Genomic DNA, 26,939 nt, shown 5'->3' with positions numbered 1-26,939 from the left:
GCCATCGTCAACAACAACGGGGCCTGGATCGGGGACTTCACCTCCCAGATCACGCCCGGGACCATAAACGGCATCCTGGCCCAGCTCTATTCCAACGGCTGGATCGGGACCCTCATGGCGGGACTGGACCGCAACACAATCGCCGACATCGCCAACGACCCCGCCACGGTGGACTTCATCTCCGACCTCTTGCCCCTGCTCGACGAGGACCAGCTCGCCGCCATCGTCAACAACAACGCCGCCTGGATCGGGGACTTCACCTCCCAGATCACGCCCGGGACCATAAACGGCATCCTGGCCCAGCTCTATTCCAACGGCTGGATCGGGACCCTCATGTCGGGACTGGACCGCAACACAATCGCCGACATCGCCAACGACCCCGCCACGGTGGACTTCCTGAATGACCTGATACCACTGCTGGATCCAGCGACCGTGGCGGGAATAGTGAATAACAACGGCGCCTGGGTGGGAGACCTCGTCTCCAATCTCTCCACCACCATGCTGCGGGATATCGTGAACAACCTGGATCCCGCCTGGACGGCGCAACTCTTCACCGACCTCAACAACCCAACGACTCTGAACGTCATGGGAAATATTGCCAACTCAACAGAGTTCACCTCCTTCGTTGACGCCCTCATCGGCTACCTGGACCCCGCCATCCTCGCCGGGATCCTCAACAACAACGGAGCCTGGGTGGGAGACCTGGTCTCCAACCTCAACACCATGACCGTGGTGGACATCGTGAACGAGCTGGACGCCTCCTGGATGACGCAGCTCTTCACCGACCTCAACAACCCCACCACCCTGGGCAACCTGGGGACCCTGCTCAACAACGCCGCCTTCACCGACTTCGTGAACAACCTCATCCTCGAGCTCGACCCGGCCATCATGGCGGGCATCGCCAACACCAACGGCGCCTGGATCGGGGACTTCATATCCAACCTCAATACCTCCCTGGTGGTGGATATAGTAAATGACCTGGATCCCACCTGGTGGGGCGACCTCATGGATGACCTGAGGGTCAATGCCCTCGCCTCCATCGCCAACCTGGCGAACGCCCCGGAGACGACGGCCTTCCTCAACGCCCTGCTGCCGCAGCTCAGCGCGCCCAACGTCGCATCCATAGTCAACAACAACGTGAGCTGGCTGAACTCGGTGGTCACCAACATCACGCCGGGCACGGTGAACAGCATGGTGAGCGGGCTGTCGACCTGGCTGACGGAGACCATCATACCGGGGCTCAACACCGCCGACATCGCGGGCATCGTGAATTCCGACCACACTCGGGACTTCCTGACGGCCCTGCTGCCCCAGGTCGACGAGGGCAACGTGGCTTACGTGGTGAACAATAACGGGGACTGGATCGCCGACCTGATGGCCGCTCTCGACCCCGGTGTTATCGCCGACGCAGTCAACGCCAACGAGGCGTTCATCACCGGCCTTGTGCAGCACCTGGACACCACCGTGCTGGCCAACGTGATCAACGCCAGCGGGACCTTCCTCACCCAGCTGCTCGGGAAGCTGAACCCCACCGTGCTGGCCAACGCCATCAACGCCAACGGCACCTTCCTCAGCAACCTGATGGGAGCCCTCAGCCCCAGCGTGGTGGCGGCGGCCCTCAACGCCAACGGCACCTTCGTCACGAACCTCATAGGAGCCCTCAATCCCCAGGTCCTGGCCAACGCCCTCAACGCCAACGGCACCTTCATGCAGAACCTCGTCGGTTACCTCGACCCGTCGGTGGTGGCCGGCGCGGTAAACGCCAACCAGACCTTCGTCACCGGCCTAGTGACCAACCTCTCGCCGAGCGTGCTGGCCACCGCGATAAACAGCAACCAGAGCTTCGTGGCGAGCCTATTGACCGGTTTGGACAGCCAGGTGCTGGCCAACGTGCTCAACGACAACTCGGTGAGGAACTGGCTGACCACCCTGGTTTCAAGGCTGAACGCCTCGCAGGTGGCTTACATCCTCAACAATAACCAGGCCTTCCTCACCAACCTGCTGGGCGCGCTCAACGCCAGTACGCTGGCGGCGGCCATCAACGCCAACGGCACCTTCCTGCGCAACCTCATCGGGGCCCTCAACGCGTCGACCATCGCCGCTGCCGTCAACGCCAACCAGGCCTTCCTCACCAACCTCATCGGGGCTCTCAATGCCAACGTGATCGCCGCCGCCGTCAACGCCAACGGCACCTTCCTCACCAACCTGCTGGGCGCGCTGGATACCAACGTGCTGGCCGGTGCCATAGCCTCCAACCCCAGCTTCATCACCAACCTCATCGTCAACCTGGGAGGCCCCGCCCACAGCGACCGCGGCCAGGCGCTGGTGAACGCCGTCAACGCCTCCGGAGTTGACAACAACAACGATGACGCCACCGTGTCCTTGCTCGACCAGATCGTGCTGCAGATGAACAGTAGGTTGAATATACTGGATCTAACCAATGTCGAGTGCAAGATCGAGGGGCTCTACTGGGATGCCAACGGCGGAGACTGGTCATTCCCGTCTCCGCGGGCTCACCCGTAGTGGAAAGGCCCTTCCCCGGAACGGGGATGGGCCTGTGTGCGGTGTCCCGGAAGGGATGGCCTGGCGACACGCCGCCCTTCCGGGACAGTATCGTAATAGGAGCGGTGAATGCGTGAAGGCGCGCCTTCACGGGGTCATGACGGCCGACCGTCGGTGTGACCCGTGCAGCGGGACATGGCCGACCCCCTCAATATTAACGGGAAAAACGACGATGGCTTGAATGTGTAACCTTTACGGGATCTGTAACGAAGGGGGAAATGTCAAGGAAAGAGATGCGTCGCGCGATAACCCGCATCGGTGCGCGTCCGTTGCATCCCCGGATCGCGGTCGCCCTTGCTTGCCTTGCCGTAGTCGGGTGCGCTTGTGCCGGATGCGGAAAACCAGCCGCCTCCCTCGAGGAAATAGACGCGGCCGTGCGCGGTTTCGTTTCCGACCTTGGGGAGTGTGACGACTTTGCCGCTGCGCTTGGATTCATCGAGCTGGGTGACGCGGATTATGTTAAATCGGCAACGGAACTGATAGGTGCAAGCCGCGACTCCGCCGGGAGGCTCTTGGCGGACGTGGAGGTCCTTCAAGGGATGAGGTACGGGGGAAAGACGGCTCAGCTGGGGGTCATGGTCGGGGAGTTGTGCGAGGGGACCAAAGGTGCGGTTGAGGAACTGCGCCTGGCGTTTGACGGGGTGGAGAACACGCTGAAAGCGGCGGAACCGACCCTGCTCGTGAACCTTACCGTTCCTTTGGGCATGCTGAAAGAACCTGCGGAGATCCTGCAGTACCTCAATGAGCTGGTCGCAACCAGCGATCGATCCCTGGAGGCCTTGAATGGAGTATCGGTGCCGGATGCCGTTGCCGGGTATAAGGCTTTCTTTATGGACCTGATAACGAACATCAGGTCAGCCGCACGGGACAGCATCTCCCTGCTGCGGAGCGGAACCACCGTGCTGGTAAACGCCGGCGGTGAGAGCAGCAAAAGGGTCAGCGAGCTTATCTCCGCATATCCCGCGCTGGCCGAGGAGATCTTCGCCGCCCTGAAGATAAACCGCCTTGATCCCCTGGTGGAGCGGGTGGAGCTGGAGATCAACCGGCTCTATCTTGGAGAGTAGACCCGGGGTCGGATGCGAAGGAATGCGGTCCTTCCGCAACATGACGGTATGGGCTAATATCTCCTTAGGGAGGGAATGGCCGTTGGAAAGTCGATGAAACAGGCAAGGTGAAAGTAGAGGAGAGCTTTTGAACTGTCACAGGCATCCCAACAAGCGGGTAGTGGCTTCCTGCCGGGATTGCGGCACCGGTTTCTGCATCGAATGCGTGCGGGAAACGGACCAGACCACGCTGTGCCACGAGTGCTACCGGCGCAAGGTGAGCGAGATAGCGAGGGAGCTCGCGCCGGAGCCGGAGAAGGCAACGAAGGAGACGCCGTTGGAGGCGGCCGGTAGGGAAGGCGAGCCCACAGGAGCCCCTTCGAAGCCCGAGGCTGCCGTTCCCCGCAAGCCGGCGATCCTCGCCCCCAGCGAGCCAGCAGCCCACGTTTTTCCCCCGGGTGAGGCGGCTGCGCCGGAAGAAGCACCACCGGGAGCGGGTTCAACGCCTGCTCCGGTTGAGCGCAAGGTCCCGCGCCTGAGGCCGTTGAGGCGCGGTTTCATCCTTCCTGGTCGCAGGAAGAGGCCTGAAACAGTGCTTCCTGAAGAAGAAGAAAAGAAGGCTCGGGAGGTTCTTCCGGAGGTTCCCGGTGAGGAAGTGGACGAAATAATCCAGGAATTGGAGCAAGGCGAGGCCCTGGAGATCATCGAGGAGGAGGCGCGGGAGGCGGTCCTGGAGGAAGAACGCGAGGAGACCCTGGAGATAGCGCGCGGGGAGGAAGAGGAGACGGCACGCGAGGAAGGGCGCGAAGAGGCACCTGCACCGGCACGCGAGGAAGCAACGGGGTTGATGACGGAAGGTGCCCGGGTGGAGGCCCTGGAGATCATCGAGGAGGAGGCGCGGGAGGCGGTCCTGGAGGAAGAACGCGAGGAGACCCTGGAGATAGCGCGCGGGGAGGAAGAGGAGACGGCACGCGAGGAAGGGCGCGAAGAGGCACCTGCACCGGCACGCGAGGAAGCAACGGGGTTGATGACGGAAGGTGCCCGGGTGGAGGCCCTGGAGATCATCGAGGAGGAGGCGCGGGAGGCGGTCCTGGAGGAAGAACGCGAGGAGACCCTGGAGATAGCGCGCGGGGAGGAAGAGGAGACGGCACGCGAGGAAGGGCGCGAAGAGGCACCTGCACCGGCACGCGAGGAAGCGGCAGCCGAGGAGGAAACTCGCGAGGAAAAGGGTGAGGAAGCGAGAGAAGAGGAAACGAGCGCCTTCCTTGCCCAGGGGCCCGACGAGGACTTCAGCCAGTTGGTGACGGAGGGCCCGCGTTTCCGCCTGGGTAAGAAGCGGGACAGGGCGGCGGTTCCGGATGAGGTTCCTCCCGCGGAGGGGGAGACCGCGGAGGCGCCGGTGGAGGAAGCGCCGGTTCGCTTGAGGCCGCCACGCGCCGCCAGGCATCGCGGGGCGAGGAAGCCGGCAAGGCAGGACTCCTCCTCGGAGGACCTCCTTCTCGAGGACGTCGTTGCCACCCTGCTCAAACCCGGGGAGGATGCGGGAAGCGGGGAGATCAAGCCTTCGCTCACAGGGATGGTGGAACCCCGGGGGTCGGTTGCCGCGACCGCCGCGGAGGCCGGCGGCGCCGTCGCTCTTCCCCGGCCCGGAGAGGAAGCGGCGCGCCCGAGGGGAAGGAGGGCGGCGCGTAGGGAGGAGCGCAGGAAAGAACGCCGGGAGCGCTGGGATTTCATAGCCCAGGGACGTTCCGCGGAGCACACCCTCATCGCCGGTTCCTGGTGGCGCGCCGCGCTTTTCGTCGCCATTATGCTGCTGCTGGGTGCTGTGCTCTGGGCCGTACCCAACGCCTACCTGGTGCCGAAGGACACGGAATACGGCATCCACGCCGTGGGCATAGGCGTTCTCCTCGGGCTGCTTTTCTGGTGGAAGGCGGGCAGGAAGCACGGCACCAAGCTGGCGGTGCAGGCCGCGCTGGTGACCTTCTTCTCGCTGGCCGTCGGAGAGTTCATCCACTGGTTCCTCATCATAATGAAGAACGCGGCCTTCAGGACCATCCTCTTCGACCTCGTTTCCTTCCGCTTCCTGTGGGAGAACGGCGCGGAGATCATGCGCTACACCGTGGAGGCCATGTTCCCCGGCGCGTTCGTCTGGGTGTTGATCCTTCCTTCCGTGATGGCCTTCGTCATCGGTTTCGGTATGCCCCCCATCCCGGAGGTCTTCTTCCAGTTCGGGCGGGCGCTGCGCGAGTAGATGAAGGGGAAAGGCGACGGCATGATCTGGGAAACGGAGGAGAGAGAGGGCGGGGCCAAGGTGGTGGTGCACCTGGACGGGGTGGTTGACTCCACCAACGTTGAGGACTTTTTCGCCCTCATCAACTCGCTTCTCAAGCGACCCGTCTGCCGCATCGTACTGGACATGGAGAACACCAGTTACCTCTCGAGCGGCGGGCTGTCGGTTATCGTGGACGCCTATAAGAAGGCGGAAAAGGCCGGCGGAAGTCTGGTCATCGCGCGGGCTTCCGAGACGATCGCCGATCTTTTCGAGGTGGTCCAGATAGGGAAGATAATCCCCTTTTATCCCACCGTGGAGGATGCCCTGCGTGGGGTCTAGACGGCCACCACCCGCATGACCTCTTCGATGGAAGTTATTCCCATCTTCACCTTGGTGAAGCCGTCGTCGCGCATGGTGATCAGGCCCTCTTCCTTGGCCTGGTTCATGATCATGGTGGCGGAGGCCTCCCGCACCGTCAGCTTCTTGATCTCCTCGCTCATGGGCATGACCTCGTAGAGGCCGATGCGGCCCTTGTAGCCGGTACCGCTGCACTTGGCGCAACCGTTCTCGTTGGCCTTGTAGAGAACGAGGTCCTCCAGATCTTCGGCGGGGAACTGCAGCGCTCTCAGGACCTCAGGGTCAGGTTCGTAAGGCACCTTGCAGTTGGGGCAGAGCTTGCGCACCAATCTCTGGGCCATGACGCAGTTGATCGCCGAGGAGACCAGGAAGGCCTCCACCCCCATCTCGATGAGCCTGGGGAGGGCGCTGGGAGCGTCGTTGGTGTGCAGGGTGGAGAGCACCAGGTGTCCCGTGAGGGCGGCCTCTATGGCCGTCTTCGCCGTCTCGCGGTCGCGGATCTCGCCGACCATGAGGATATCGGGCGAGGTGCGCAGGATGTTGCGCAGGGCGTTGGCGAAATGCAGGCCGGCCTTGGGGTTCACCTGCACCTGGTTGATCCCCGAGAGCCGGTACTCCACGGGGTCCTCCACCGTGGTGATGTTCTTGTGCTCGGTGTTCAGGACGTTGAGGGTGGCATAGAGGGAGGTGGATTTCCCGCTACCGGTGGGCCCGGTGACCAGGAGGGCGCCGTGGGGCTTGCTGAAGGCCTGGCGGTACTTCTCAAGCGCCTCGGGGAGAAAGCCTAAGTCCTCCAGGCGCAGCAGGATGCTTGACCTGTCCAGGATACGCATGACCACCTTCTCGCCGTAGACGGTGGGGAGGACGGCCACGCGGAAGTCGATGGACTTGCCGTTCTGGACGATGCCGAAATGGCCGTCCTGGGGTACCCTCCTCTCGGCGATGTTCAGGTCGGAGATGATCTTGATGCGCGAGACGATCCCGTCGTGGATGTTCTTGGGCAGGCGCTTGATCTCCTGGCAGACGCCGTCAATGCGGTAGCGGATGAGGACCTCGTTTTCCCGGGGGTCGACGTGGATGTCGCTGGCTCCCCGGTTGATGGCCTCGCTGATCATGGTGGTGGTAAAACGCACCAGGGGCGTGTCGTCCACCACCCCGGTGATGGCCTCCATATCCTCCTCTTCCCGTCCCTGGAGGGCCTCCTCCACCACGTCGGTGTCCAGGTGGTAGTAACGCTGGATGGCGTTCTGGATATCCTCCCGTGCGCTCACCACCGGCTTGACCTCGTACCCGGTGCTCAGGCGGATGTCATCCAGGGCATAGATGTTAGTGGGGTCGGCCATGGCCACAACCAACTTACCGTCCTCGAAGTCGATGGGGATGCAGCTGTAGCGCCTGGCCGTGGACTCGTCTATGGAGGTCGTCGCCTGGATGTTTATCTTGTACTCGAGCAGGTCCACGTATTCCAGGCCCAGCTCGCGGGCGATAAGCTCCGCCAGCTGGTTCTCCTTGACCATGCCCATCTCCAGGAGGACCCTGCCCAGGCTGGCACCCGTCTCCTTCTGGCGCTCCATGGCCTGCGCCAGTTGTTTTTCCGTGATGATGTTGTGCTTCAGCAGCAACTGTGACAGCCTGTCCGTCGCAGAGGGCATGCCGCCGCCTCCTCTTCAGCAACCTCCCGTGCAGGCCGCACCCGCACGGTGTCATCGGGGTACCCCCATCAATCATAAGATTAATCGACACGAAACGCCACGGACTATATAGGAGGCTTCTCGGAGGCTTTTCGGGGGCCCACGGGGGTTTTTCCCCGGAACACCCGTTCTTTGCGCAGAACACGGGAGGATGCCGGAAGGGTGCGCGAGGCGGCGGAGGCCGGGAACGGACGCGTGCAGTGAGCGCTCAATCCGGGTGCCTGGTTTGCAGGGATTGGAGGAAGTCGCGGTAGACGCATTCAAGGTTTGCGCATGAGAAACAGTCGGTGCTCAGGTAGCGGTCGCCGCGGTCGGGAAGGATGACCACGATGCGTCCCCGCTCCATCTCCTCCGCCACCTGCAGGGCGGCATGCACGGCCGCCCCGGAGGACATGCCCACGAAAAGCCCCTCGATGTTGGCCAGCACCCTCACCGTGTTGAAGGCGCAACCGTCCTCCACGTTGAGCTTCTCGTCCAGGAGGGAAAGGTCGAGGATGGGCGGGACGAAGTCCTGCAGGTTGCGCAGGCCCTGGATGAGGGACTTGGGGTAGGGCTCCACTCCCACCACGCGCAGCGAAGGATAGGCTTCCTTCAGCCTCCTGCCCACACCGGTTATGGTCCCCCCCGTGCCTATGCCGGCCACCAGGACGTCTATCCCTTCTACCTGGGAAAGGATCTCGCTTCCCGTGCCCTCGTAGTGGGCGCGCACGTTGTCGGGGTTCGCGAACTGGTCGGGGTGATAGCAACCGGGCTCTTTCCCCATCTCCTCCGCCCTGGCGATGGCGCCGTTCATGCCCTCCCCGGCTGGCGTCAGGATCACCTCCGCGCCGAAGGCCTGCATGACCCGGCGCCTCTCCACGCTCATGGACTCCGGCATGATGATCTTGAGGCGGTAACCCTTGAAGGCAGCCACCATGGCCAGGCCGATACCGGTGTTTCCGCTGGATGCCTCCACGATGGTCTTGTCGGGAGTGAGCTCACCGCGTTCCTCCGCCCCCTCGATCATGTACTTAGCCACGCGGTCCTTGACCGAGCTGCAGGGGTTGAAGCCCTCCATCTTGGCATAGATCTCCACGCGGGGATTGCGCGGCACCACCTTGTTCAGCTTGAGCAGGGGCGTGTTGCCTATGAGTTCCAGCGTGTTAGAAGCCTCCAGCATGTGCTCACGCCAACCTTTCGCGCTTTCCTGCGCCGGCGGGATCGCACCGCGGGTCGCAGGTCCCTCATTCCGCCTCCCGCTCGCCGGCGGGCGGAGGATATTCCCTTCTTTCTCCGCACTCTCGCCGCCGGGCGGAGGATATTATAATAGACCAACCGCATTATATAGCAACGTGCACGGGCATTGCAGGAGCCGGGATAACGGGAGGGGAGGACGGCATCGGGCGCCAATACGCAGGCTGGTGGTTCCGAACGCCGCAGCAACGTGCACGGGCCGTAGCGGGAGCCGGGATAACGGGAGGGGAGTATTGAATTGAGCGCCATACGCAGGCTGGTGGTCCTGAGCGATACGCATTTCGGTCACGAGGGCGCCGTCCTGTCCAGCGGGGACAAGATAGGGGCTTTCCTCGAGGAGCTCTCCGGCCTGGACGGAGTGGATGCGCTGGTTCTCCTGGGCGACGTGTGGGATCTCTGGTGGGCCGGTCTTCCCGAGGCCAGCCGCGCCGGCGAGAGGTTTTTCCGTGCCCTCGGCGAGTGGGCGGCCGGCAGGCAGGTGTTCATGGTGCCGGGAAACCACGATTTTCACCTGGTCTCGTTTGGCGAGGAAAGGCGACAGTGGCGCCGCCTTGGATGGGAAGGTGAGAGCGGAGAACCGTCGCGGGCGGGGGAAGACCGCCGCAGTACGGTCGCGGGCGTGAGCCGATGGATGAGGGGTGAAGGGTCGAGGGTGTGCGGGCTGCCGCTGCAGACCTTCTACCCATTCCTGCACCTCGAGGTGGGGGGAAGGACGCTCCTTCTCATGCACGGGCACCACCTCGATTTCTTCACGCGCTCGTTCTGGTGGGCGAAGACCGCCTGGCTGGCGCACTGGGTGCTGGGCAGATCGCGGGGGATATCCCTCGGCGACCTCGATCGCCTTAACCGCCCCTTTTTCGAGCTCCTCACCTCCACCGCGCGCGTTCCGGAGCTCCTCGCCTGGGAGTACACCTTCTACCGACTTATCCGCTTTTCCATGCGCCTGCTCCGCTTCCAATCGAAAAAGGGCGCGAGCCCGGGCCGTTTCAAGAGCGTTGTCGAGAATGCGCCGGAAGTGCGCGAGCTTCTGAAAACCATGCTACCCGGGCACATTCCCGACCTCTTCGTCTTCGGACATACCCACCGGGCGGGCCTGCACGGCATGCGCGTGGGAGCCGGCAGGGTGCTCCTGGCCAACTGCGGGTGCTGGCTTGAGGATGGGGGAGACAACACCACCGCCACCTACCTGGTGATTGACGAGGCCGTGCGCCTGCGCCGTCTCGGCGACTGGGAGGTCTCCGTGAGGCCTTGACCCGTGTCGCGCGGTGAAGGAGGTCGAACGGGAAGGGAACGGGCGTGGCTCAGACGCGAAAGCGATGCGAGGCTTCCTTCATGATACGCAGGTTCTGGAAGGGCGTGTCCAAGCCCAGGCCGCAGGGAGGGGAGAGGAGGGCTGCCCCGCTGCGCATGACCATGAGGGTCTCTTCCAGGACCATCTCGGGAGGGAAATAGTGCACCAGCGAGGCCGGGACGGTGCCCACGATGGGTTTTTCCAGTATACGGAAGGCCTCACCCGGGTCCACCTCGGACTCGAACGAGTAGGCGTCCACCATCGCTTCGCGGCACATCTTGACCTGCTCCATGCGCCCGCCGCATACGTGTAGTACGAGCTTCGCGCCCCCGAGGTGTGCGTACCTGCTCACCTCGTTCAGGTAGGGGATGACGTTGACGAAGAGGTCGAAGCCCATGTAGGAGCCGGTGCGCGCAGCCGGCTCGTGTACCATGATTATCTCCGCGCCCCTCTCCACCATGGCCTCCGCATAAGCGCAGAGGAAGGAGACGACGCCCTCGAGCAGGCGGTTGAGGAAGCTGGGGTCCTTCCGGATGAGGTCGAGGAGGACGGAGGGGCGTATGAGCGAGGCTGCCAGCGTGGCCGGTCCCGCCAGGTTGCCGATGATGGGCGCGCTGGGGCGCATCTGGCGCAGCAGCTCCACGGCGCGCAGGACCTGGGGGACGCGGCCGTGGTTGAGCAGGGCCGGCAGGGCGTTGGCGATGATCTCCTCGGGGGAGAGTTCCGGGAAAGCGACGATGCGGGGCAGGGTGGTGGCGTCGCCGATGTTGACCTTGGCACCCAGCACCTCCGCCTCCACCGTGAGACAGAGGGGTACTCCCACGTTGTCAAAGCCCACCATGTCGTAGCAGGCGGCTGCGAGCTCGGCCATCATCACGCCGCTGTAGTGGGCCGCGGGCAGGGGCACGTGGAAGCGGTCAAGGGTCTCGCGCGTGACCACGTTGATGAGGCCTCCCGGGCCGATGACGGGCGGACGGGGGGTGGGCTCGCCCGACAGCGCGGCCATGAGGATCTCCCGCCGTTCCAACTCCCCTCCCTTTCCTTGCGCCTGCTTGCGGGCCGGACCCGCCTGGTTTATATACCACTTATCGGCCGCGGGGAGGAATATTTATAATCGTGCACAGGTCATGCCCGTCGTTCGTTTCCGGCTGGCGGGAACAAGGCGCATGCGGAGGGTAAAGGAGGGACCATGAGTTATTCCGAGATGGGGGAGGTCTGGTCTCGTTATGTGAGGACCAGGTGTGACGCCGCCGTCAGGGCCCTGCGGAAGAAGGAGTTCGACGCGCGCTTCTACGGGGGCCGGGAGGAGGCGGTGCGCGCGGTGTTGGAGGCCGTGCCCGATGACGCGCCGGTGGGCTGCGGCGGCTCCTGGACCGTGCGCCAGCTGGGGATCCTTGAGTCGCTGCGTGAGAGGGGAAACCGCGTGCTGGCCCACGAGGCCGGCATGGACCTCGAGGAGGCCATGCGGGTACGGAGGGAGGCGCTCACGTGCCCCGTCTATCTCTCCAGTGCCAACGCCCTCACCCTGCGGGGGGAGATAGTCAACGTGGACGGTATAGGCAACCGGGTAGCCGGCATCTCCTTCGGCCCAGCGAAGGTGATCATCGTAGCCGGTTACAACAAGATCGTGGAGGACCTGGAAGCGGCCATGCAGCGCATCCGCGAGGTGGCGGCGCCCGCCAACGCCATCCGCTACAACCTGGATACCCCCTGCGTGGAGAAGGGCAGGTGCGTGGACTGCAACCGGCCCGCGAACATCTGCCGCATCACCACCATCATCTCCCGCCGTCCCATGATGACAGACTTCAAGGTCTTCCTGGTCGGCGAACCCTCGGCTTCTGACCACAGGCACGGGGCTCGCAGGGACACGGGTCGGGCCGCGTTCATGTCCGCAGGCCTTATCAAGGGGCGCAGGGGATAGCTCAGCCCCCTCCCGGCATCCCTCTTCATGCCTCCGGCGCGGCGACGAGGCTGGTCGGATCGGAAGGCCATGCCGAGCGCCTCGCTCGGCGGGCTTGTTGTGGGCGCATCCCTTCTTCCGGTACGGGGCCCCCGGGTGACGGTCTCGCTCGGCGCCGCGTAACCCGCCATAAGGTTCGCGGGATCGGAAAAGGCGCGCTCGCCGCGAACGACGCAACGGTTCTCCAAGCTTGTCGGGTGCCCATCCCTTCTTTCGGTCCGGGGGCCTCGGACGACGGGCAGGGGGCAGGGCCGGGTGGTCGATGGAAGGGGGCCGGTCCGGCGCATGTTTCCGGCCTCAAGCGAGTGAGCGATCAGGGGGAAAGGCCGCTGAAGCGCAGGACGAACTCGTAGGAATGCTGGTACAGCGCGGACTGGGAGGAGATCTCCTCGCCGAGTTCCTGGTGACGCGCGTCTTCGCCGTAAGGGGGCCATTGCGGAAGACCCTCACCGTTGGGATCGCCGGAGCGCGCGAAATTGGTCCAGTAAGCCATCATGGTATCCGAAAGTCGCCGGTCGGACTCGCTCACCGCTTCCGCCTGCAGGCTGTCCAGGTTGCCGAAGACGTAGGCGATCTCCAGTCCGTGGAAGGAACCACGGGATCCCGCGCGCGGGTCGTAGGTGGTGCGCACGAAATGATAGAGGTAGGACGGGATGCCGATGTTCGCCATGCATTCGGCCGTGAACCTCGCAGAGGCGGCGAAGCCGAGCTGCGTCACCACGCGGTCAACCGCGGCGTCCACCTCGTCTTCGCTCCCGGCGGGGAACATCTCAATCACCTCCTCGGCATACTTTCCGTAAAGGAAGCCGGCCATGAGGCGGTAGGTGTCCAGGTCGAGGTCCGGGACGAAGAGGATGCCCTCGTTGGCGTTGAGGCCGGTGAGGAGCGGCACGCGGTGCTGCCTTCCGGAGGAGAAGGCCTCCACGGGGGACTCCGGCAGCACGTAGCCGTCCACGTTCGGCAGGAGATCCAGGGGGCTCATGATGGTCTCCGCGGAAGAGGAGGCCTCCAGGAGCCTCTCGGGGGGGACGGAGCGCAACGCGGCCAGTTCGTCCCCTTCCGACGCAAGGCCGAGTTTCCCCGCGATCTCCCGTCCCTTCCTCTCCGCTTCCTTCAGGGTGGGGGTCCTGCTTATGGGCAGCCCCAGGTCCAGCACTGGACCGCTTTCCACGATGGCGCGGTGGAAAAGGCCCTCCGCGAGCGGGCTGGCCATGAGGTCGATGACGCTCATCCCGCCGGCCGATTCGCCGAAGACGGTGACGTTGCCCGCGTCACCGCCGAAGGCCGCTATATTCCGCCGTACCCACTGCAGCGCCGCTATCTGGTCCAGCAGGCCGTAATTGCCGGAGGTGCCGTTGGGCGATTCCTCGGTGAGCAGGGGATGGGCGAAGAACCCAAAGGGCCCCAGGCGGTAGTTGATGGTGACCACGACCACGCCCTTCGCTGCAAGGTTGTGTCCGTCGTAGAGGGAGAGGGAGCCGGACCCGCCCTTGAAGGCCCCGCCGTGTATCCATACCATCACCGGCAAGCGCTCCCCCGGGCCCTCCGCGGGCGTCCACACGTTGAGGTAGAGGCAGTCCTCGCTCATCTTCCTCTGCGCCAGTTTCCCCGTCCAGTCCTCCTCGATCTGCGGACACGAGGGGCCGTATTCGTTGCAGGGCCGCACCTCCTCCCAGGCTGCGACCGGCTGCGGCTCCTTCCAGCGCAGCTCGCCGACGGGAGGGGCCGCGTAAGGTATTCCCAGGTATTGCCATATGCCGTCCCGGCAGGAGCCGCTTATGGGGCCGCTGTCCAGTCGGGGGGTTTCCAGCGTGCCCGGAGGCCCTGCCGCCTTCCGCCCGCACCCCGCTACCGCGACCGGTGCGCAGACCAGCAGGGACAGGAGGAATACGAGCAACACGAGGGATACGATGGCCGACCGCTTCCCGTGCAAGGATTGACCCATGCTGCCCGCCTCCCCGTTCGACATCCATGATGCTTGACGGACGTTATCTTGCCACAAGCATAGCGCAACTCGGGGTCGGGCGGGTAACCTTCCCAGGGCGAAATAGTCGGGAGGCCCCCAAATCCGGGTGGGTAAGTCGGTATCCTTGTGATATAATCCATCCTGACCGGTATGTCAGGCGACCTATCGGGTCGGCACCCAGCCGGAAAAGGCTGGGATTTATTTTTGCCGGTCACCACGCCGGGAATGAGGGACATTGCGCGGCGCGGGGGCGAAACCACCCGCCCGATCCGGAGGAAGCGAAAGGACGATGAGGAACACGGAAACGACGGCACGGCCGGAGTCGTCGGGGGAGGCGGGGCGAAGGGAAGTCGCCCGGAGGCGGCCTCCGTGCGTCTCGCCCCGCGGCGAAGGCATGTTTCGGGGGTGAGCGGGTGAGCAGCGGAAAGATCCTCATGGTGGACAACTACGATTCCTTCACTTACAACCTGGTGCAGTTCCTGGGCATCCTGGGGGCGGACCTGGTGGTCTTTCGTAACGACCATACACGCCTGGAGCAGGTGGAGGAACTGGCCCCCGCGGGGATCGTCATCTCCCCCGGCCCCAAGGCGCCGCGCGACGCGGGGCTCTCCAAGGAGATAATCGCCGCCTTCGGACCGCGTATCCCCATCCTCGGGGTATGCCTGGGGCACCAGTGTATCGGCGAGGTCTACGGGGGGCGGGTAGACCGCGCGCCGTACGTCATGCACGGGAAGACCTCCCTGGTCTACCACGACGGTCGGGGCGTATTCCGGGGGCTCCCCAACCCCATGGAGGCGGCTCGCTACCACTCCCTGGTCATCCTGGAAGATTCCTTCCCCTCCTGCCTGGAGGTGAGCGCGCGCACCGGGGACGGTTTGATCATGGGGGTACGGCATCGCGCTTACCCGGTGGAGGGGATCCAATTCCACCCGGAATCCTTCATGACGCCGCACGGCCTGCGGCTCCTGGAGAACTTCCTCGCGGCATGCCGCGACGCGCGGGACGTTGCGGCCGCGCGGTAGGTGCGTGGGTCTTTGGTCTTTGATTGGCAATAAGTGGGAAATTACCCGGGTGCGCTTCCCGGCCCGGTGGATCGCGGAGGTATGTCCATGGCGCTGACCGGAGAGAGGAACGCAAGCGATGCCTGGCTGCGCGCGCTGGCGCGGGACCTGCACGAGGGAGCATCGTCAGGGAGTGGTGACGGAAACGTCGTGCGACTGCGCGTGGAGGCGCGGGAGCTGGAGGATGCGCCTCCCATGGAGGACATCTTTCACCGCCTCGCCCATCTCCCCTATTCCTGCTTTCTCGATTCCAGCCTGACGATGGAGCGCCTGGGACGCTATTCCTTCATCGGCTTCCAGCCTTTCCTGGTGCTCTCCACGCGGGGAAACCGTTGCACGTGGCAGTGCGGGAACGGGGTGGGGTGGATTACGGAGGGTAACCCCTTCGCCGCGCTGCGCTCCGCCCTTTCCGCGTTTCGCATGGAAAAGGATGCGCGGGGATCGCAAGCAAAGGGGCTCCCTCCCTTCACGGGCGGCGGGATGGGCTACCTTGCCTACGAGCTGGGGCGGCACATAGAGAGATTGCCGGGCAAGGCGGTGGACGACCTCGGCCTGCCCGAGCTGTGCTTCGCCTTCTACGACCGCGTCATCGCGCATGACCACGCGGCGGGCGATACCTGGCTCGTCGCCCTGCACCCCGATAACCCCGGGACCGTGCTGGAGGAGGCGCTGCGTACCATGCAGGCAGAACCCCCCGATTACGGGCGGAAAAACGATCCCGGCGAGGTCCGCTTCGCCTCCAACTTCACGCGAGAGGAATATATCGCCGCGGTGCGGAGGGTAAAGGAGTACATCTACGCCGGCGACATCTACCAGGCCAACCTTTCGCAGCGCTTCCACGCGTCCCTGCGCGAACACCCCTGGACCATGTACCGCCGGCTGCGCCGGCTGAACGCCGCCCCTTTCGCCGCCTATTTCAATGCCGTGGAAGGGCAGGTATGTTCCTCCTCGCCGGAGCTTTTCCTGAGGGGAGAAGGAAGAAGGGTGGAGACGCGCCCCATCAAGGGCACGCGCAGGCGTGCGGCCGATCCCGACGAGGACCGTCGCCTGGCGGAGGAGCTTATGAACAGCCCCAAGGACCGCGCCGAGCTCTCCATGATCGTGGACCTCGAGCGCAACGACCTGGGGAGGGTCTGTTCCTACGGGAGCGTGCGGGTGGAGGAGCACGCGGTCATTGAGCACTACGCCACCGTGCACCACCTCGTCTCCACGGTAGCGGGGGAGCTGCACCCGGACCGGGACGTGGTGGACCTGCTCAAGGCCACCTTCCCCGGCGGCTCCATAACCGGCGCCCCCAAGATACGCTCCATGGAGATCATCGACGAACTGGAGCCGACCGCGCGCAGCGTGTACACGGGAAGTATCGGCTACCTGGGATTTAATGGTAACTACGACCTCAACATCGCCATCCGAACCGTGATCGTCCGGAACGGCGTGGCCTATTTCCAGGTGGGTGGGGGGATCGTGGCCGATTCCGTCCCCGAGGACGAGTACCAGGAGACCCTGGACAAGGGCAAGGCCATCTTCGCTTCCCTCCAGTAGCAACGCCCCAAAACCGGGTTCCGGATGTTGCCTTTGGCGACACCTCGCGGTCGTGCCTCATCTGCTGTCTTAAGCGACACCTCGGCGCGTGACCCCGCTTGTTGACCCCGCTTGTTGAGGCTGGAAGACGTCATCGCGAGGGAAGGGAAGCATTCTCACACGAGGAACCCCCCCTGAAACGTCACCGCGAGGGAAGGGAAGCACTCTCACACGAGTAATCCCCCTGAAACGTCACCGCGAGGAACCCCCCTGAAACGTCATCGCGAGGAGCGGAGCGACGAAGCGATCTCCTCCGGACCTTGCCCCCCTCCCGGTACCCGTGCTCCTTCCCTCCTCCCGGCGAGATTGCTTCGTCGGCGCTGGCGCGCCTCCTCGCAATGACAGGTACCGGAACGTCATCGCGAGGAGCGGAGCGACGAAGCGATCTCCTCCGGACCTTGCCCCCCTCCCGGTACCCGTGCTCCTTCCCCCTTCCCGGCGAGATTGCTTCGTCGGCGCTGGCGCGCCTCCTCGCAATGACAGGTACCGGAACGTCACCGCGAGGACCCCCCTTAAACGTCATCGCGAGGGAAGAAAAGCATTCTCACACGAGGAGCACCCCTTAAACGTCATCGCGAGGAACCCCCCCTGAAACGTCATCGCGAGGAGCGGAGCGACGAAGCGATCTCCTCCGGACCTTGCCCCCCTCCCGGTACCCGTGCTCCTTCCCCCCTCCCGGCGAGATTGCTTCGTCGGCGCTGGCGCGCCTCCTCGCAATGACAGGAGAACGACCGCTCACGCGCCTCTCCTCCCCATGACGGCAACCGAAAGGGCGGAGAATGACCCCCGTACCCGGCCCCTACGCATCACTTAGATGAGGAGCTCGTCCCGCACCAGCTTGCGGTACGCCTGCGCGAGGCGCGAGGTTAGGGGACCCGGACAGTCGGAACCCAGCGGGGAGTCATCGACCTCGGCGACGGGCACAAGCTCTCCCGTACTCATGGTGAGGAAAGCCTCGGAGGCGGAGAGCAGTTCATCGGGAGAGTAGAAGCCCTCTTCCGTGGCAATGCCCAGCTTCACGCAGAGCTCCAGCACCGCTTCCCTGGTAATACCTGGAAGGATACCGCAATCCACGCGGGGCGTGCACAGGCGCTCCCCGCGAGCGAAAAAGAGGTTGGAGGTGGAACCCTCCGCCAGGTAACCGGCGGTGTTGAGGAAGAGGGCGTCGTCGTATCCCCGCTCTTTTGCTTCTTGCCTTGCATAGAGCGAATCAAGGTAATTCGTGGTCTTGATGCGCGAGAGAGGCGAGCTCTCGTTCCTCCGCGTTGCGGATATCATGACGCGCAGGCCGCGCCGGTATAGCTCCGGCGGGTATCCCTCGAAGGGCGTGACCACCACGAAGACATTGGGGGGGAAGGACCTGGACAGTGTCCTGGTCCCGTCGAAAGATCCGCCGGTGACGGTGATGCGCACGTAGGCATCACCGCTCCCCACGTTCTCACGGTAAAGGGAGGCGATGGCCTCTTCCAGCTCCGCGTCCCCCGGGATACCGGTGAGGCGCAGCACCTGGCATCCTTCCCGCAGGCGCGCCAGGTGGCGGTCCAGGCGGAAGGGCCGCCCCTCGTAAGCGCGTATGGTCTCGAAGACCCCGTCGCCGAAGAGCACTCCGCGGTCCTGCACGGGGAGAAGCGCCCCCTCTTCCCCGACGATTGCGCCGTTCAGGTAGATCTTCACCTCACCCCTCCGCTTTCCGCCGTCGCGATATGACCCCCGGGGGGATCGGGGGCCTTTGCTTCCTTTTCCTTGAGCCCTTCCCGTTGTTCTCGCGCCACGCCATAGGCGTATTTTCTTCCAAACCGTCTTGCCCTGGCAAGCGGGCGGACGGGAGGCCGGCTCGCATATCGCCGGCTCGCATAAAGGCGGCCTCCTCCCGCTCCCTCGCACCCGGTCAAGGCGGTCAGGCCGGGGGGTGCCGCCTCGGGCAAGGTAAGGTGCGCGAGAAAGAAGAGGGTGCAGGCATGGGATGAGAGAAGGCGAAGAGAGGAGCGAAAGGCGAAAGGGAAAGCAGGGGAAAGAAAGCGAAAGGCAAGAAATCGATCTGGTTTACCGGGGGAAACGAAAGAACAGAACGAAAGGAAGAAGCGAAGGGAAGAAATGAAGGGAAGAAAAAAGCAAGAAAAAAAGAGCGGCAAGAGCTTCAGCCCTCTCTCGTCAGGCATGCCATTGTTCGGGAACGGGCCGGTTCCTGCCGGTGCCGTTATTTGCTCGTCCAAATATTTTCATTTTTGTAATAATGATGTTTGCAAACGTACAAAAGATGTTATTATATATACAAGAGGTATATACGAGATAAGAGGAGCTTGCACCCTTCGGCCCGTGGCCCCCGCTCCCGGGCGAGAAGGGAAACGCCGGTGGAAGGGACGATAGCTGGGGGAACAACCTTCCTGATCGCTTGACAAAAAAAGGGGGGAGCAACATGTCCGGTAACAAGCGCCACCACGTTTCCGCGCTTCTTCTCAGCATCTTGCTCTGCGCCATCCTCTGCGCCACCGGGGCCTTGCCGGTCGGAGCGCCGCCGTCCCTGCAGGCCGCAGGCGCGGCAGAGGTGCAGCGGGAGACGCAGCGGACCTACGAGGTGGAAAGGATCTGCGAGGAATGGACCATGTGGGACGGCGCTCGCCTTCCCGTATCGGTCTTCTATCCCGCAGACGCGGCCCCCGGGGAAACCTTCCCCGCAATCCTCGTGGTGCACGGCTGGTCGCTGGATAAGACCATGGGGGAGTGGGCCGCGGAATATTACGCCTCGCGAGGTTACGTGACCCTGGCTTTCACCGTGCGTGGCTGGTTCGGGGCCGGGGGCGAGGTGGGTTGCATGGATCCCGAACGGGAGATGAGGGACGTGAGCTGCATCATCGACCTGCTTGCGCGGGATGACCGCCTCCCGCTGCGCGAGGACGAGAAAGGCCCGGTGGTGGGCATAACCGGCGCTTCCATGGGGGGATGCTTCTCCTACCTCATGTCCGAGCGCAGGGACCCGCGTCCCGGCGACCCGGGAGATCCGCGCATACGGGCCGCAGTGCCCATGCACGGCTCCTTCGACCTCATCTTCTCCCTCTACCCCAACAACGTCATGAAGTTCCTATGGACCACCTTCCTGCTTTTCGGTGCCTACACGGGGAGGCTCTCCGGTTTCCTGGTCAGCCTGGTCGGACTTGCGCTGGACAAGAGGCTTGACAACCAGCAGAAGCTGGGTGTTTTGCTGGACCGCTTGCTGAAGCTGATCCCGCCGATAAGCAACGTCGATTCGGAGCTCCCTTACATCTACGGGGTGGTCACCCAGCGCCGCAAGGCGGAGGAGGAGTACGCCCGGCATTTCTTCAAGGTGCGCTCCGCACGTTACTGGTGCGACGAGGAATACGACGGCGTGGTGGAACACCCCATCGTGACCCCCACCCTCATACTCGCCGGATGGAACGACGACCTCTTCTTCGCCAACGAAGGGCTCATGGCGTACGAGCATGTCGCTGCCCCGAAGCGCATCATCATCACCAACCACGGGCACCTCGGTTGCTACCCGGGCCCCTTTCCCCTGGATTTCATGACGGGCAGTCCGGAGAGCGCCTGGGTGAGGGAGCAGGTGGACAGGTGGTTCGACCGCTTCCTGAAGGGGGTGAACAACGGGGTGGACCTGGAGCCCCCGCTGGCCTTCTATCGCCACACCGACCCGGAGGATTACGGTCAGGCGGACGACTATCCCCTCCCCGGCACGGAGCAACTGTCCTTGTACCTGGGAGGCAGGGGGAAGGAGGGCTACGGGACACTCGTCGAGAAAAAGCCCGGAAACACCGGCGCCTATGACCTGTTGATAAACACAGGGGTCACGGGCTGGATATCTTTGCCTTATATCCAGGACGCCCCCCAGATAATGGGCGGTGACGTCATGGAATATCCTACCAGGATGAGGATCATGAGGATACCCTTCACGGAGGCCATATACTTCAGCGAGCCCCTGAAAGAGGATATCACCATCATGGGCCCGCCCCGCTTCGAGTTCTTCTACCGCTCCTCCGCCAAGTTCACCCAGCTCATCCCCTGGGTCTACGAAGTGACGGCCGAGGGGCGGGAGATCCTGGTCAGCAGGGGGTTCTTCGAGGGATACACGGAATCCGCGTGGCAGAATGGGAGCTCGGGAGGCCCCCTGGAGATGCAGGCGTGCTACCACCGCTTCCGCGCCGGCAGCCGCATCAGGCTGGAGATCTCCACCGCCGACCTCCTCACCGGCTGGCCTTACTGGGGCCTGAACATCATCCACCTGCTGCGCACCGCGCGTTATCCCTCGAGGATAATGCTGCCGGTGGTACCGGATTCATACTGAACTTGCTGGACATCGCGGGGAACGGCCACCGGCTCGCGCCCTCATGTGACGGCCGCACCTGCTTGCGGGCGCGGCGGCCGGCCCCCGTTTCTTTTCTCTCCTCTATACGGCGGCGGAGGCGCCGGACAGCGTCTCCCTCGTACGCGCGCTCCTCTTCCAGGCGACGAAGGGCCGAACCGCCTGGCATGCGCCGCGCGACGTGCGCCCGCAGCCTGATATGCGCGTGAGAATGCAGCGCCACGGTTCATAAGGCCCTAGCGACAAGGAGGTATGTCCCTCCAACAAAGAGAAGGCACGCGGCGGAGACTACGAGGACATTCAGGACACGCCGGTCGCGCAGGCCCCTTCCCCCTTCCCGCGCGAACCCCAGCAGTTCCGCGCGCATGGCGAGAAGGATCACGCCCCAGGCGAGGGACAGTATGCCGAAGAGCAGCTCCTCCACCTTCATGCGTCAAGGATGGCACCGCCGCCGGGGGCCCGCAAGGGTCAGATGCACGCAGGATCCCGGCCGCGCGTTCCCTTTGCGCCGGGTCATCGCCTTTTCCGGGATTTAAGCATAAAAACCCCGCCCTCCCGGCTTTCACCCTCTTGACTAACATTATAAATTATATTATGTTATACAACATGATTAAATGTACAAGGTGATGAAGATGACGGGGGAAATGCTCGCGGACAGGTATCGCTTGCTGGGGGAGACGTTTTCCGGGCGCTTTCTCGCCACCTACGAGGCAGAGGATGTCTCCCTGGGCACGAGGGTCGAGATAGACGCGGTGTCTAGCCATCGCGACGGCTTCCCCTTCCCTCCCGCCCGCCTCGGGGAGTTGCTGGAAGCCTCCCTGCGCATGCGGGGACCGCACGTCTATCCCCTCTTCGCCTGGTGGGAGGATGAGGGATGCCTGTACGCGGTGAGGGCGGCGTCGCAGGGCACCACCCTTGCGGGACTGTTACGGCAGACGGGAAGCCTTCCCCCCGCCCAGGTGGAGGAGATCGCGGCGGCAGCCGTGCAAGTCCTCTGCGAAGCATACGGCCTCGGCCTCTATTACCTGGGCCTGAACCCGCACCAGGTCTTCATAGGGGCGAGAGGCAGGGTGGCGATCGCCAGGGCCGGATACGGCTGGATGCTCGAGGAGGCGGAGCCGTCTCTGCTCGCGCGCGTCTCGCCCTACCGCGCGCCGGAAAGCGATGGAGGGCGCGAAGGGACCCGGGCATCTGACGTGTTCGCGCTGGCGGTGATGCTCGTCGAGATGTTGCCGGAGCAGGCGTTGACGGACCGCCTCCGCGCACTCCTGCGGAGGGCCAGCGAGCCGCTTCCCCAGAGGCGCCCTTCGTCCCCCAGGTTGATCCTGGAGGAGCTGCAGGAGGCGTTGGGTTGCTGGCATGCGGGAGGCGCAGCGTGGGAGGAAGGAGGATTTTCGCGCCGGCAGCGTGGTCCTGAAGGTCCCGAGAGGAACATGTTGCACGACGAGGACGCCCGCAAAGAAAAGGATGTCCCTACGGAGTGGGGGTCAGGCCGTAACGTCGATGCCCCCCACGAAGAAGGGGGATACCGTGTCGGCGAAGCCGCTTCAAGATGGGAGTACCCCCTGTACGAGGGTTTCCCTCCGGGAGGGCGGGCTCTTCAAGGTAAGACCGACGCGCGGGGAAGCGGTGTTTTTCGGGACGGGGAGGCTTTCCCCGGCTGGGAAACCCGCCGGGAGGGTTACACAGATCCGGGAGCGAGACGCGGCGGGCGCCGCGGCGCGAGCCGCGAAGTGGGCCACGCGATGGGCAGCGGGGAAAGCCATGGGGCGGGCCACGGTGTGAGTCAAGGGGAAGGCCGAAGGGCGGGCCGTGGGACAGGCCACGCGGTTGACAGTGGGGATGCGGGACTCTCGCGGGGACGTTATGGTGCGATGCGCCTTGACCGGAAAGGGTTTTCCGCATCGGAAAGGCACGCTCGCTCACGTCGCCCGGGGCTTCTGCGCTTGCTGGCACTCATGCTCGCGGGGGGACTTGCGGCATGGATGGCCTTCACCGCCTTCTCGGCGGTCTTCCGCGGGGACGGCGGCGGGGGCGAAGGGGAGACGGCGGGGGAAACGATGACCATAATCCTGCCCGACCTCGAGGGGATGAGCGAGGAGGAGGCGATACAGGCGCTCGAGGAGCTGGGCCTGTCCTACCAGGTGCGGGAGGCTCCTTCCCGCCTCTGGTCCGCGGGAAGGGTCATCGCGCAGGAGCCGGCTCGCGGAGCGGCGCTCCCGCCGGGGGAGGTCATCAACCTGGTCGTGAGCTCGGGCCCCGGTGATACGGGTGGAGCCTCGGAGGAGGGCGTTGCTTCAGGGGAGGTAGCACCGACGTTGTCGCGGGGGGAGAGCGGCCCGGCGGAAACCGCTCCTGTCGCCTCTGCCCCGGATGTCCCCGCGTCCGCGGCCGCGGTAAGAGGGTCCCTTGAGGGACAGGCTGTCACCGCGAACCGCGCGCCCCGCGCCGTCGCGCGCCTTTCTTGCCGCAGCGGTCCGGCACCCCTTTATGTGCGCATGGATGGTAGTGGGTCTTATGACCCCGACGGGAAGATCGTCCGTTACCTGTGGCGCTGCGGTGACGGTACCGTCCTCGAGGGGATGAGCGCGCAGCACGTATTCGATTCTTCGGTGGTCCCCGCCCGCTTCCAGGTGATCCTCGAGGTGGTGGACTGCGATGGCGCCGCGGACACGTCAGCGGTCACGGTGGAGGTATATTGAATTGTTTTTCACCCGGAAGGAGAACCGCCCCGAGAAGCCGGCGCAAGCGATGAGCCCGACCGCGCCCCGCCGTATCGCGTTCCGCACGCGGGGCGGGCGGGCTCGTCCGGCCGGCTGCGAAGCGGATGGGCGTGACGGCCGTCGCCGGGGCGGAAAGGCACCCTTCATGAGCCGGGCACTTGCCCTACCCCTCTTCATACCCCTCCTCTACACCCTCTTCTTATTCTCCTTCCAAACGCTTTCCTCCCCGGCCGTTGCGGCCGGGGAGGAGGCACCCTCCTTCAAGTGGCCCGCGCGGGGCGAAGTGGTGCAGCCTTTCCGTGCCGCGCGGGGTTCCTACGGGGCGGGAGGACACGCTGGCATAGACATATTCCTCCCCGTGGGAAGCGCGGTCCGGGCCTCGGCCCCCGGGACGGTCTCCTTCGCGGGGGGAACGCCGGTGGGGATTTGCGTGAGCCTGCTGCACGCGGGCGACTTCAAGACCACCTACGTGGCCCTTCGCCGGGTCGTCGTGAGGAAGGGGCAACACGTGGAGGCCGGCCAGTTGCTGGGCGAGAGCGACGGGGCGATGGACCGCTCCACTCCTTTGCCTCACCTGCACTTCGGCCTCTTCCTTAAGGGGGTGGCGGTGGACCCGCTGCCCTACCTGCTGGGGAAGTGGTTGCATCCCTCGAGGTCCCTTTTCCTCGGTCCCTGGGAGGACCGGAAGGCCATCGACGCCTATTTCCAACGCCACGGGGGCGGAGGGGTCGGCGAATGGTTAAAGGACGGCGTGGACTACCTTGCAAGGGCGGCGAAAGACGGCTTGCACTACGTTGCGAGGGCGGCGAGGGTGGTCGGAGCGGCCGCGTGGCGCGTCGCTTGCGGCGCGGCAAGGGCGTTATGGAGGGGCCTTTCGTACTTCTACAGGACGTGCATCAGGCCGTGGGCTTATCCCCTTTATCGCGGCCTGGCAAGGGCGGCGAAAGCGGTGCTCTCCAACCGTTTCGTGCAGGCCGTGCTGGCCGGGCTGGCCGCGGCCCTGCTCATCTGCGCGGCGGTCGTGGGCATCGGTTTCGCCCTCGGGCTTTCCCTCGCCACCATCGTGGTGGCCGCGGTGGCGGGAAGCGCCGCCGCCCTGGGCTACAGCGTTTATTACGCGTTCGCGGCGGGGGACTCCTTCACGTTCGGCGGTTGTTTTCTCAACGCCCTCGCGGTGGGCGGCGCGGCTGCGGGAGCATGCATGCTTTTCCAGTATCTGGCACCAATTATGGGCAGCGGTTTCGCCAAGCTGGGGATGCTGGGTTTCTGCAAGGCCTTTTTCGCGCATGGCGCGGCCAACGCCGCAGTTTATACCCTGTTTTGCGTTGCCGGCGGGAGGAAGTTGAGCCCGTGGGCCGTCCTGGCCTCTTTCGTCATCGGAGGTTTGAGCGGCAGCCTGGGCAAGCTGGTGGTCAGCGGCCTGTTTTCACAGGCAACGGCACAGGGCCTGGCCGCGGGTTTTCTCACCTCGGGTGGGTCCCTCCTCGGCGGCGAGGGATTGGCGCAGGCGGGCCTCTACGCCGGCTCCCTTCTGTCCAATCTTTCGCAGAAGTTATCCTCCATGTTTCTTTGCGGGTGCATCGGGTTCCTGGGGGACGTGGTGGTGCGGGGGCTGGCGGGGGGAAGGCCCTCCGTGTTGGAATCCTGCTTGAGCTTCGTGGGTGGTTTTCTGGCTGGGGGCATGGGCCTTCTTGCGAGGGGAGAGGGTGTCGCGGGCGTGCTCTCCCACATGAGCGGGGGACGCTGGAAGGTGTCGAGTGAGCTTGGAAAGGCCCTGGTGAGCAAGTTCTTCACGACGGGCGCAAAGGAAGGTGCAGGGATCCTGCTGCGCCGCGCCGGGGAGGCGAGGCGACGGTCGCGGGAGAGCCTGCGCTGGTTGTACGCGGGAGGTGAATGACGTTATGGATTGCATTGTCTGGCGTGGACGGAACAAACGTTCCCGGCGAAAGGCGGGTGCGTGATGGAGGAAAGACAGCCGACCTGGACGCAGGTGCTATTGGTGGTGCTCTCGGGACTGGCCGTCATCTTCTTCTGCTACCTGCTGGCCAACCAGCGTGAAAGGCTGGGTGGGGCGGTGCCTTTTATCGTCGCGCTCCTGTGCGTGTCGGTGGTTGGTTTCCTCATCGCGATATTCTTCTGCTATATCCGCCCCCAGTACGGGAGGCGTTCCCTGCTCTTCCTGGTCCTTTTCGTGGCCATGCACGTGGTCACGGCGCTGGTGTTGTGGAGGCTGGGGGCCCTGGGCTGAGCGCGCGTATCACCGCAGCGGATCATGATGCCTGGGCCCAGCGCAGCGGATGCGCCTCGTGGAAGGAGGTTCTATCGAGGCCTGTTCGCGTGGGGTTACACCGCCTGCTTCCTGCGCGGCACCTGCAGCTCGCGGCCTTCCTTTTCGAGCGACGGCATCACGCTCAGGTAAGGCACGAGCATGACGAGCCCCCAGTATAGGACGAGCATGGAGACGGAGGCGGCGAAGACCGCGAGGCACCATGTCCTACCGCTGAACAGCGTGGCTGCGCCCCAGCAGAAAGAGAAAAAGGTGAGGGCGGTGATTATGCGCGCGCGCCTCGCCGCGGCCCGCCTGTGTCCGCGCGCCCTTCCATGTGCCGCCGCGGAAACGGCCCTTCCCCTGGCCCGTTCTTCGCGGGCGTACATTCCTGCGGGAGAACGGGAAACGCGCACTTCCTGGGCGTTTTCGCGGACCTCGATTGAGTGGGCGATCTCCTGCATGCTGCGCTGGAAGCTCTCGGTGGTGGTGAGGGGCGATTCCTCCAGCTTGTTGCGGATGATGGGAGGGACGATGGCAAGCATGGCTATCAAACCCAGAAGGAGCAGGGCCAGTATCTCCAACGCAGCCCCCCTGTCA

Annotated in this window: 20 protein-coding genes; 12 read left to right on the top strand and 8 right to left on the bottom strand. The window is 64.4% G+C overall.

Annotated elements, in window-relative coordinates; translation table 11 throughout:
• Positions 1 to 2,523: hypothetical protein (locus H5T73_09415; GenBank protein MBC7247983.1), on the top strand; the 2,523-nt coding region annotated here is incomplete at its 5' end.
• Between the two features lie 260 nt (positions 2,524 to 2,783).
• On the opposite strand, the gene H5T73_09410 is transcribed toward H5T73_09415, so the two are convergent.
• Positions 2,784 to 3,098: a hypothetical protein gene (locus H5T73_09410; protein MBC7247982.1), complete on the bottom strand. Its 315-nt coding sequence runs from the start codon at positions 3,096 to 3,098 to the stop codon at positions 2,784 to 2,786.
• Positions 3,099 to 3,101: 3 nt separating this feature from the next.
• On the opposite strand from H5T73_09410, the gene H5T73_09405 reads away from it, so the two are divergent.
• From H5T73_09405 to H5T73_09395, 3 genes are all read left to right on the top strand, one after another.
• Positions 3,102 to 3,626: a hypothetical protein gene (locus tag H5T73_09405; GenBank protein ID MBC7247981.1), complete on the top strand. Its 525-nt coding sequence runs from the start codon at positions 3,102 to 3,104 to the stop codon at positions 3,624 to 3,626.
• Positions 3,627 to 3,753: 127 nt separating this feature from the next.
• Positions 3,754 to 5,856 (top strand): hypothetical protein, encoded by a 2,103-nt coding sequence (locus H5T73_09400; GenBank protein MBC7247980.1) that lies wholly within the window; start codon positions 3,754 to 3,756, stop codon positions 5,854 to 5,856.
• A gap of 21 nt (positions 5,857 to 5,877) precedes the next feature.
• Positions 5,878 to 6,216: an STAS domain-containing protein gene (locus H5T73_09395; protein ID MBC7247979.1), complete on the top strand. Its 339-nt coding sequence runs from the start codon at positions 5,878 to 5,880 to the stop codon at positions 6,214 to 6,216.
• On the opposite strand, the gene tadA is transcribed toward H5T73_09395, so the two are convergent.
• Both tadA and H5T73_09385 read right to left on the bottom strand, forming a co-directional pair.
• Positions 6,213 to 7,886, bottom strand: coding sequence for a Flp pilus assembly complex ATPase component TadA (tadA, locus tag H5T73_09390; GenBank protein MBC7247978.1), 1,674 nt, complete (start codon positions 7,884 to 7,886; stop codon positions 6,213 to 6,215). The genes H5T73_09395 and tadA overlap by 4 nt on opposite strands.
• 247 nt (positions 7,887 to 8,133) lie before the next feature.
• Positions 8,134 to 9,084 carry a cysteine synthase family protein gene (locus H5T73_09385; GenBank protein ID MBC7247977.1) on the bottom strand — a complete coding sequence of 317 codons (951 nt, stop codon included), beginning with the start codon at positions 9,082 to 9,084 and terminating at the stop codon, positions 8,134 to 8,136.
• Between the two features lie 312 nt (positions 9,085 to 9,396).
• On the opposite strand from H5T73_09385, the gene H5T73_09380 reads away from it, so the two are divergent.
• Complete coding sequence (locus H5T73_09380; protein MBC7247976.1) at positions 9,397 to 10,410, top strand: metallophosphoesterase family protein; 1,014 nt, start codon at positions 9,397 to 9,399, stop codon at positions 10,408 to 10,410.
• 49 nt (positions 10,411 to 10,459) lie between these two features.
• On the opposite strand, the gene H5T73_09375 is transcribed toward H5T73_09380, so the two are convergent.
• Positions 10,460 to 11,476: a hypothetical protein gene (locus H5T73_09375; GenBank protein ID MBC7247975.1), complete on the bottom strand. Its 1,017-nt coding sequence runs from the start codon at positions 11,474 to 11,476 to the stop codon at positions 10,460 to 10,462.
• A gap of 177 nt (positions 11,477 to 11,653) precedes the next feature.
• On the opposite strand from H5T73_09375, the gene H5T73_09370 reads away from it, so the two are divergent.
• On the top strand, positions 11,654 to 12,370 hold the full coding sequence (locus H5T73_09370; GenBank protein MBC7247974.1) for a lactate utilization protein: 717 nt from the start codon (positions 11,654 to 11,656) through the stop codon (positions 12,368 to 12,370).
• A 352-nt stretch (positions 12,371 to 12,722) separates the two neighbouring features.
• On the opposite strand, the gene H5T73_09365 is transcribed toward H5T73_09370, so the two are convergent.
• Positions 12,723 to 14,354, bottom strand: coding sequence for a carboxylesterase family protein (locus tag H5T73_09365; GenBank protein MBC7247973.1), 1,632 nt, complete (start codon positions 14,352 to 14,354; stop codon positions 12,723 to 12,725).
• 455 nt (positions 14,355 to 14,809) lie between these two features.
• Between H5T73_09365 and H5T73_09360 the strand changes: the two genes are divergently transcribed.
• Together H5T73_09360 and pabB are read left to right on the top strand one after the other, a co-directional pair.
• Positions 14,810 to 15,397, top strand: a complete 588-nt coding sequence (locus H5T73_09360) for an aminodeoxychorismate/anthranilate synthase component II (protein ID MBC7247972.1) — start codon at positions 14,810 to 14,812, stop codon at positions 15,395 to 15,397.
• A gap of 87 nt (positions 15,398 to 15,484) precedes the next feature.
• A complete protein-coding gene (gene pabB, locus H5T73_09355) occupies positions 15,485 to 16,978 on the top strand; it encodes an aminodeoxychorismate synthase component I (GenBank protein MBC7247971.1) in 1,494 nt (497 codons plus the stop codon).
• An 849-nt stretch (positions 16,979 to 17,827) separates the two neighbouring features.
• Here pabB and H5T73_09350 read toward each other — a convergent pair.
• Positions 17,828 to 18,691 (bottom strand): aminotransferase class IV, encoded by an 864-nt coding sequence (locus H5T73_09350; protein ID MBC7247970.1) that lies wholly within the window; start codon positions 18,689 to 18,691, stop codon positions 17,828 to 17,830.
• A 742-nt stretch (positions 18,692 to 19,433) separates the two neighbouring features.
• Here H5T73_09350 and H5T73_09345 point away from each other — a divergent pair.
• Complete coding sequence (locus tag H5T73_09345) at positions 19,434 to 21,332, top strand: CocE/NonD family hydrolase (GenBank protein ID MBC7247969.1); 1,899 nt, start codon at positions 19,434 to 19,436, stop codon at positions 21,330 to 21,332.
• A 244-nt stretch (positions 21,333 to 21,576) separates the two neighbouring features.
• On the opposite strand, the gene H5T73_09340 is transcribed toward H5T73_09345, so the two are convergent.
• Entirely contained in the window at positions 21,577 to 21,780 is a 204-nt protein-coding gene (locus H5T73_09340; protein MBC7247968.1) for a hypothetical protein, read from the bottom strand.
• A gap of 202 nt (positions 21,781 to 21,982) precedes the next feature.
• Here H5T73_09340 and H5T73_09335 point away from each other — a divergent pair, with 202 nt between their 5' ends.
• The 3 genes from H5T73_09335 (at position 21,983) to H5T73_09325 (ending at position 26,321) form a co-directional block, all read left to right on the top strand.
• Entirely contained in the window at positions 21,983 to 24,052 is a 2,070-nt protein-coding gene (locus H5T73_09335; protein MBC7247967.1) for a PASTA domain-containing protein, read from the top strand.
• Positions 24,053 to 24,218: 166 nt separating this feature from the next.
• On the top strand, positions 24,219 to 25,970 hold the full coding sequence (locus tag H5T73_09330; GenBank protein ID MBC7247966.1) for a M23 family metallopeptidase: 1,752 nt from the start codon (positions 24,219 to 24,221) through the stop codon (positions 25,968 to 25,970).
• 60 nt (positions 25,971 to 26,030) lie between these two features.
• Positions 26,031 to 26,321: a hypothetical protein gene (locus tag H5T73_09325; protein MBC7247965.1), complete on the top strand. Its 291-nt coding sequence runs from the start codon at positions 26,031 to 26,033 to the stop codon at positions 26,319 to 26,321.
• Positions 26,322 to 26,416: 95 nt separating this feature from the next.
• Here the strand turns inward: H5T73_09325 and H5T73_09320 are convergent, their stop codons facing one another.
• A complete protein-coding gene (locus tag H5T73_09320; protein ID MBC7247964.1) occupies positions 26,417 to 26,923 on the bottom strand; it encodes a hypothetical protein in 507 nt (168 codons plus the stop codon).
• Between the last annotated feature and the right edge of the window lie 16 nt (positions 26,924 to 26,939).

This window comes from Actinomycetota bacterium, assembly GCA_014360655.1.
GTDB lineage: Bacteria > Actinomycetota > Geothermincolia > Geothermincolales > RBG-13-55-18 > JACIXC01.
This window is presented reverse-complemented; position numbering and strand designations above follow the sequence as displayed.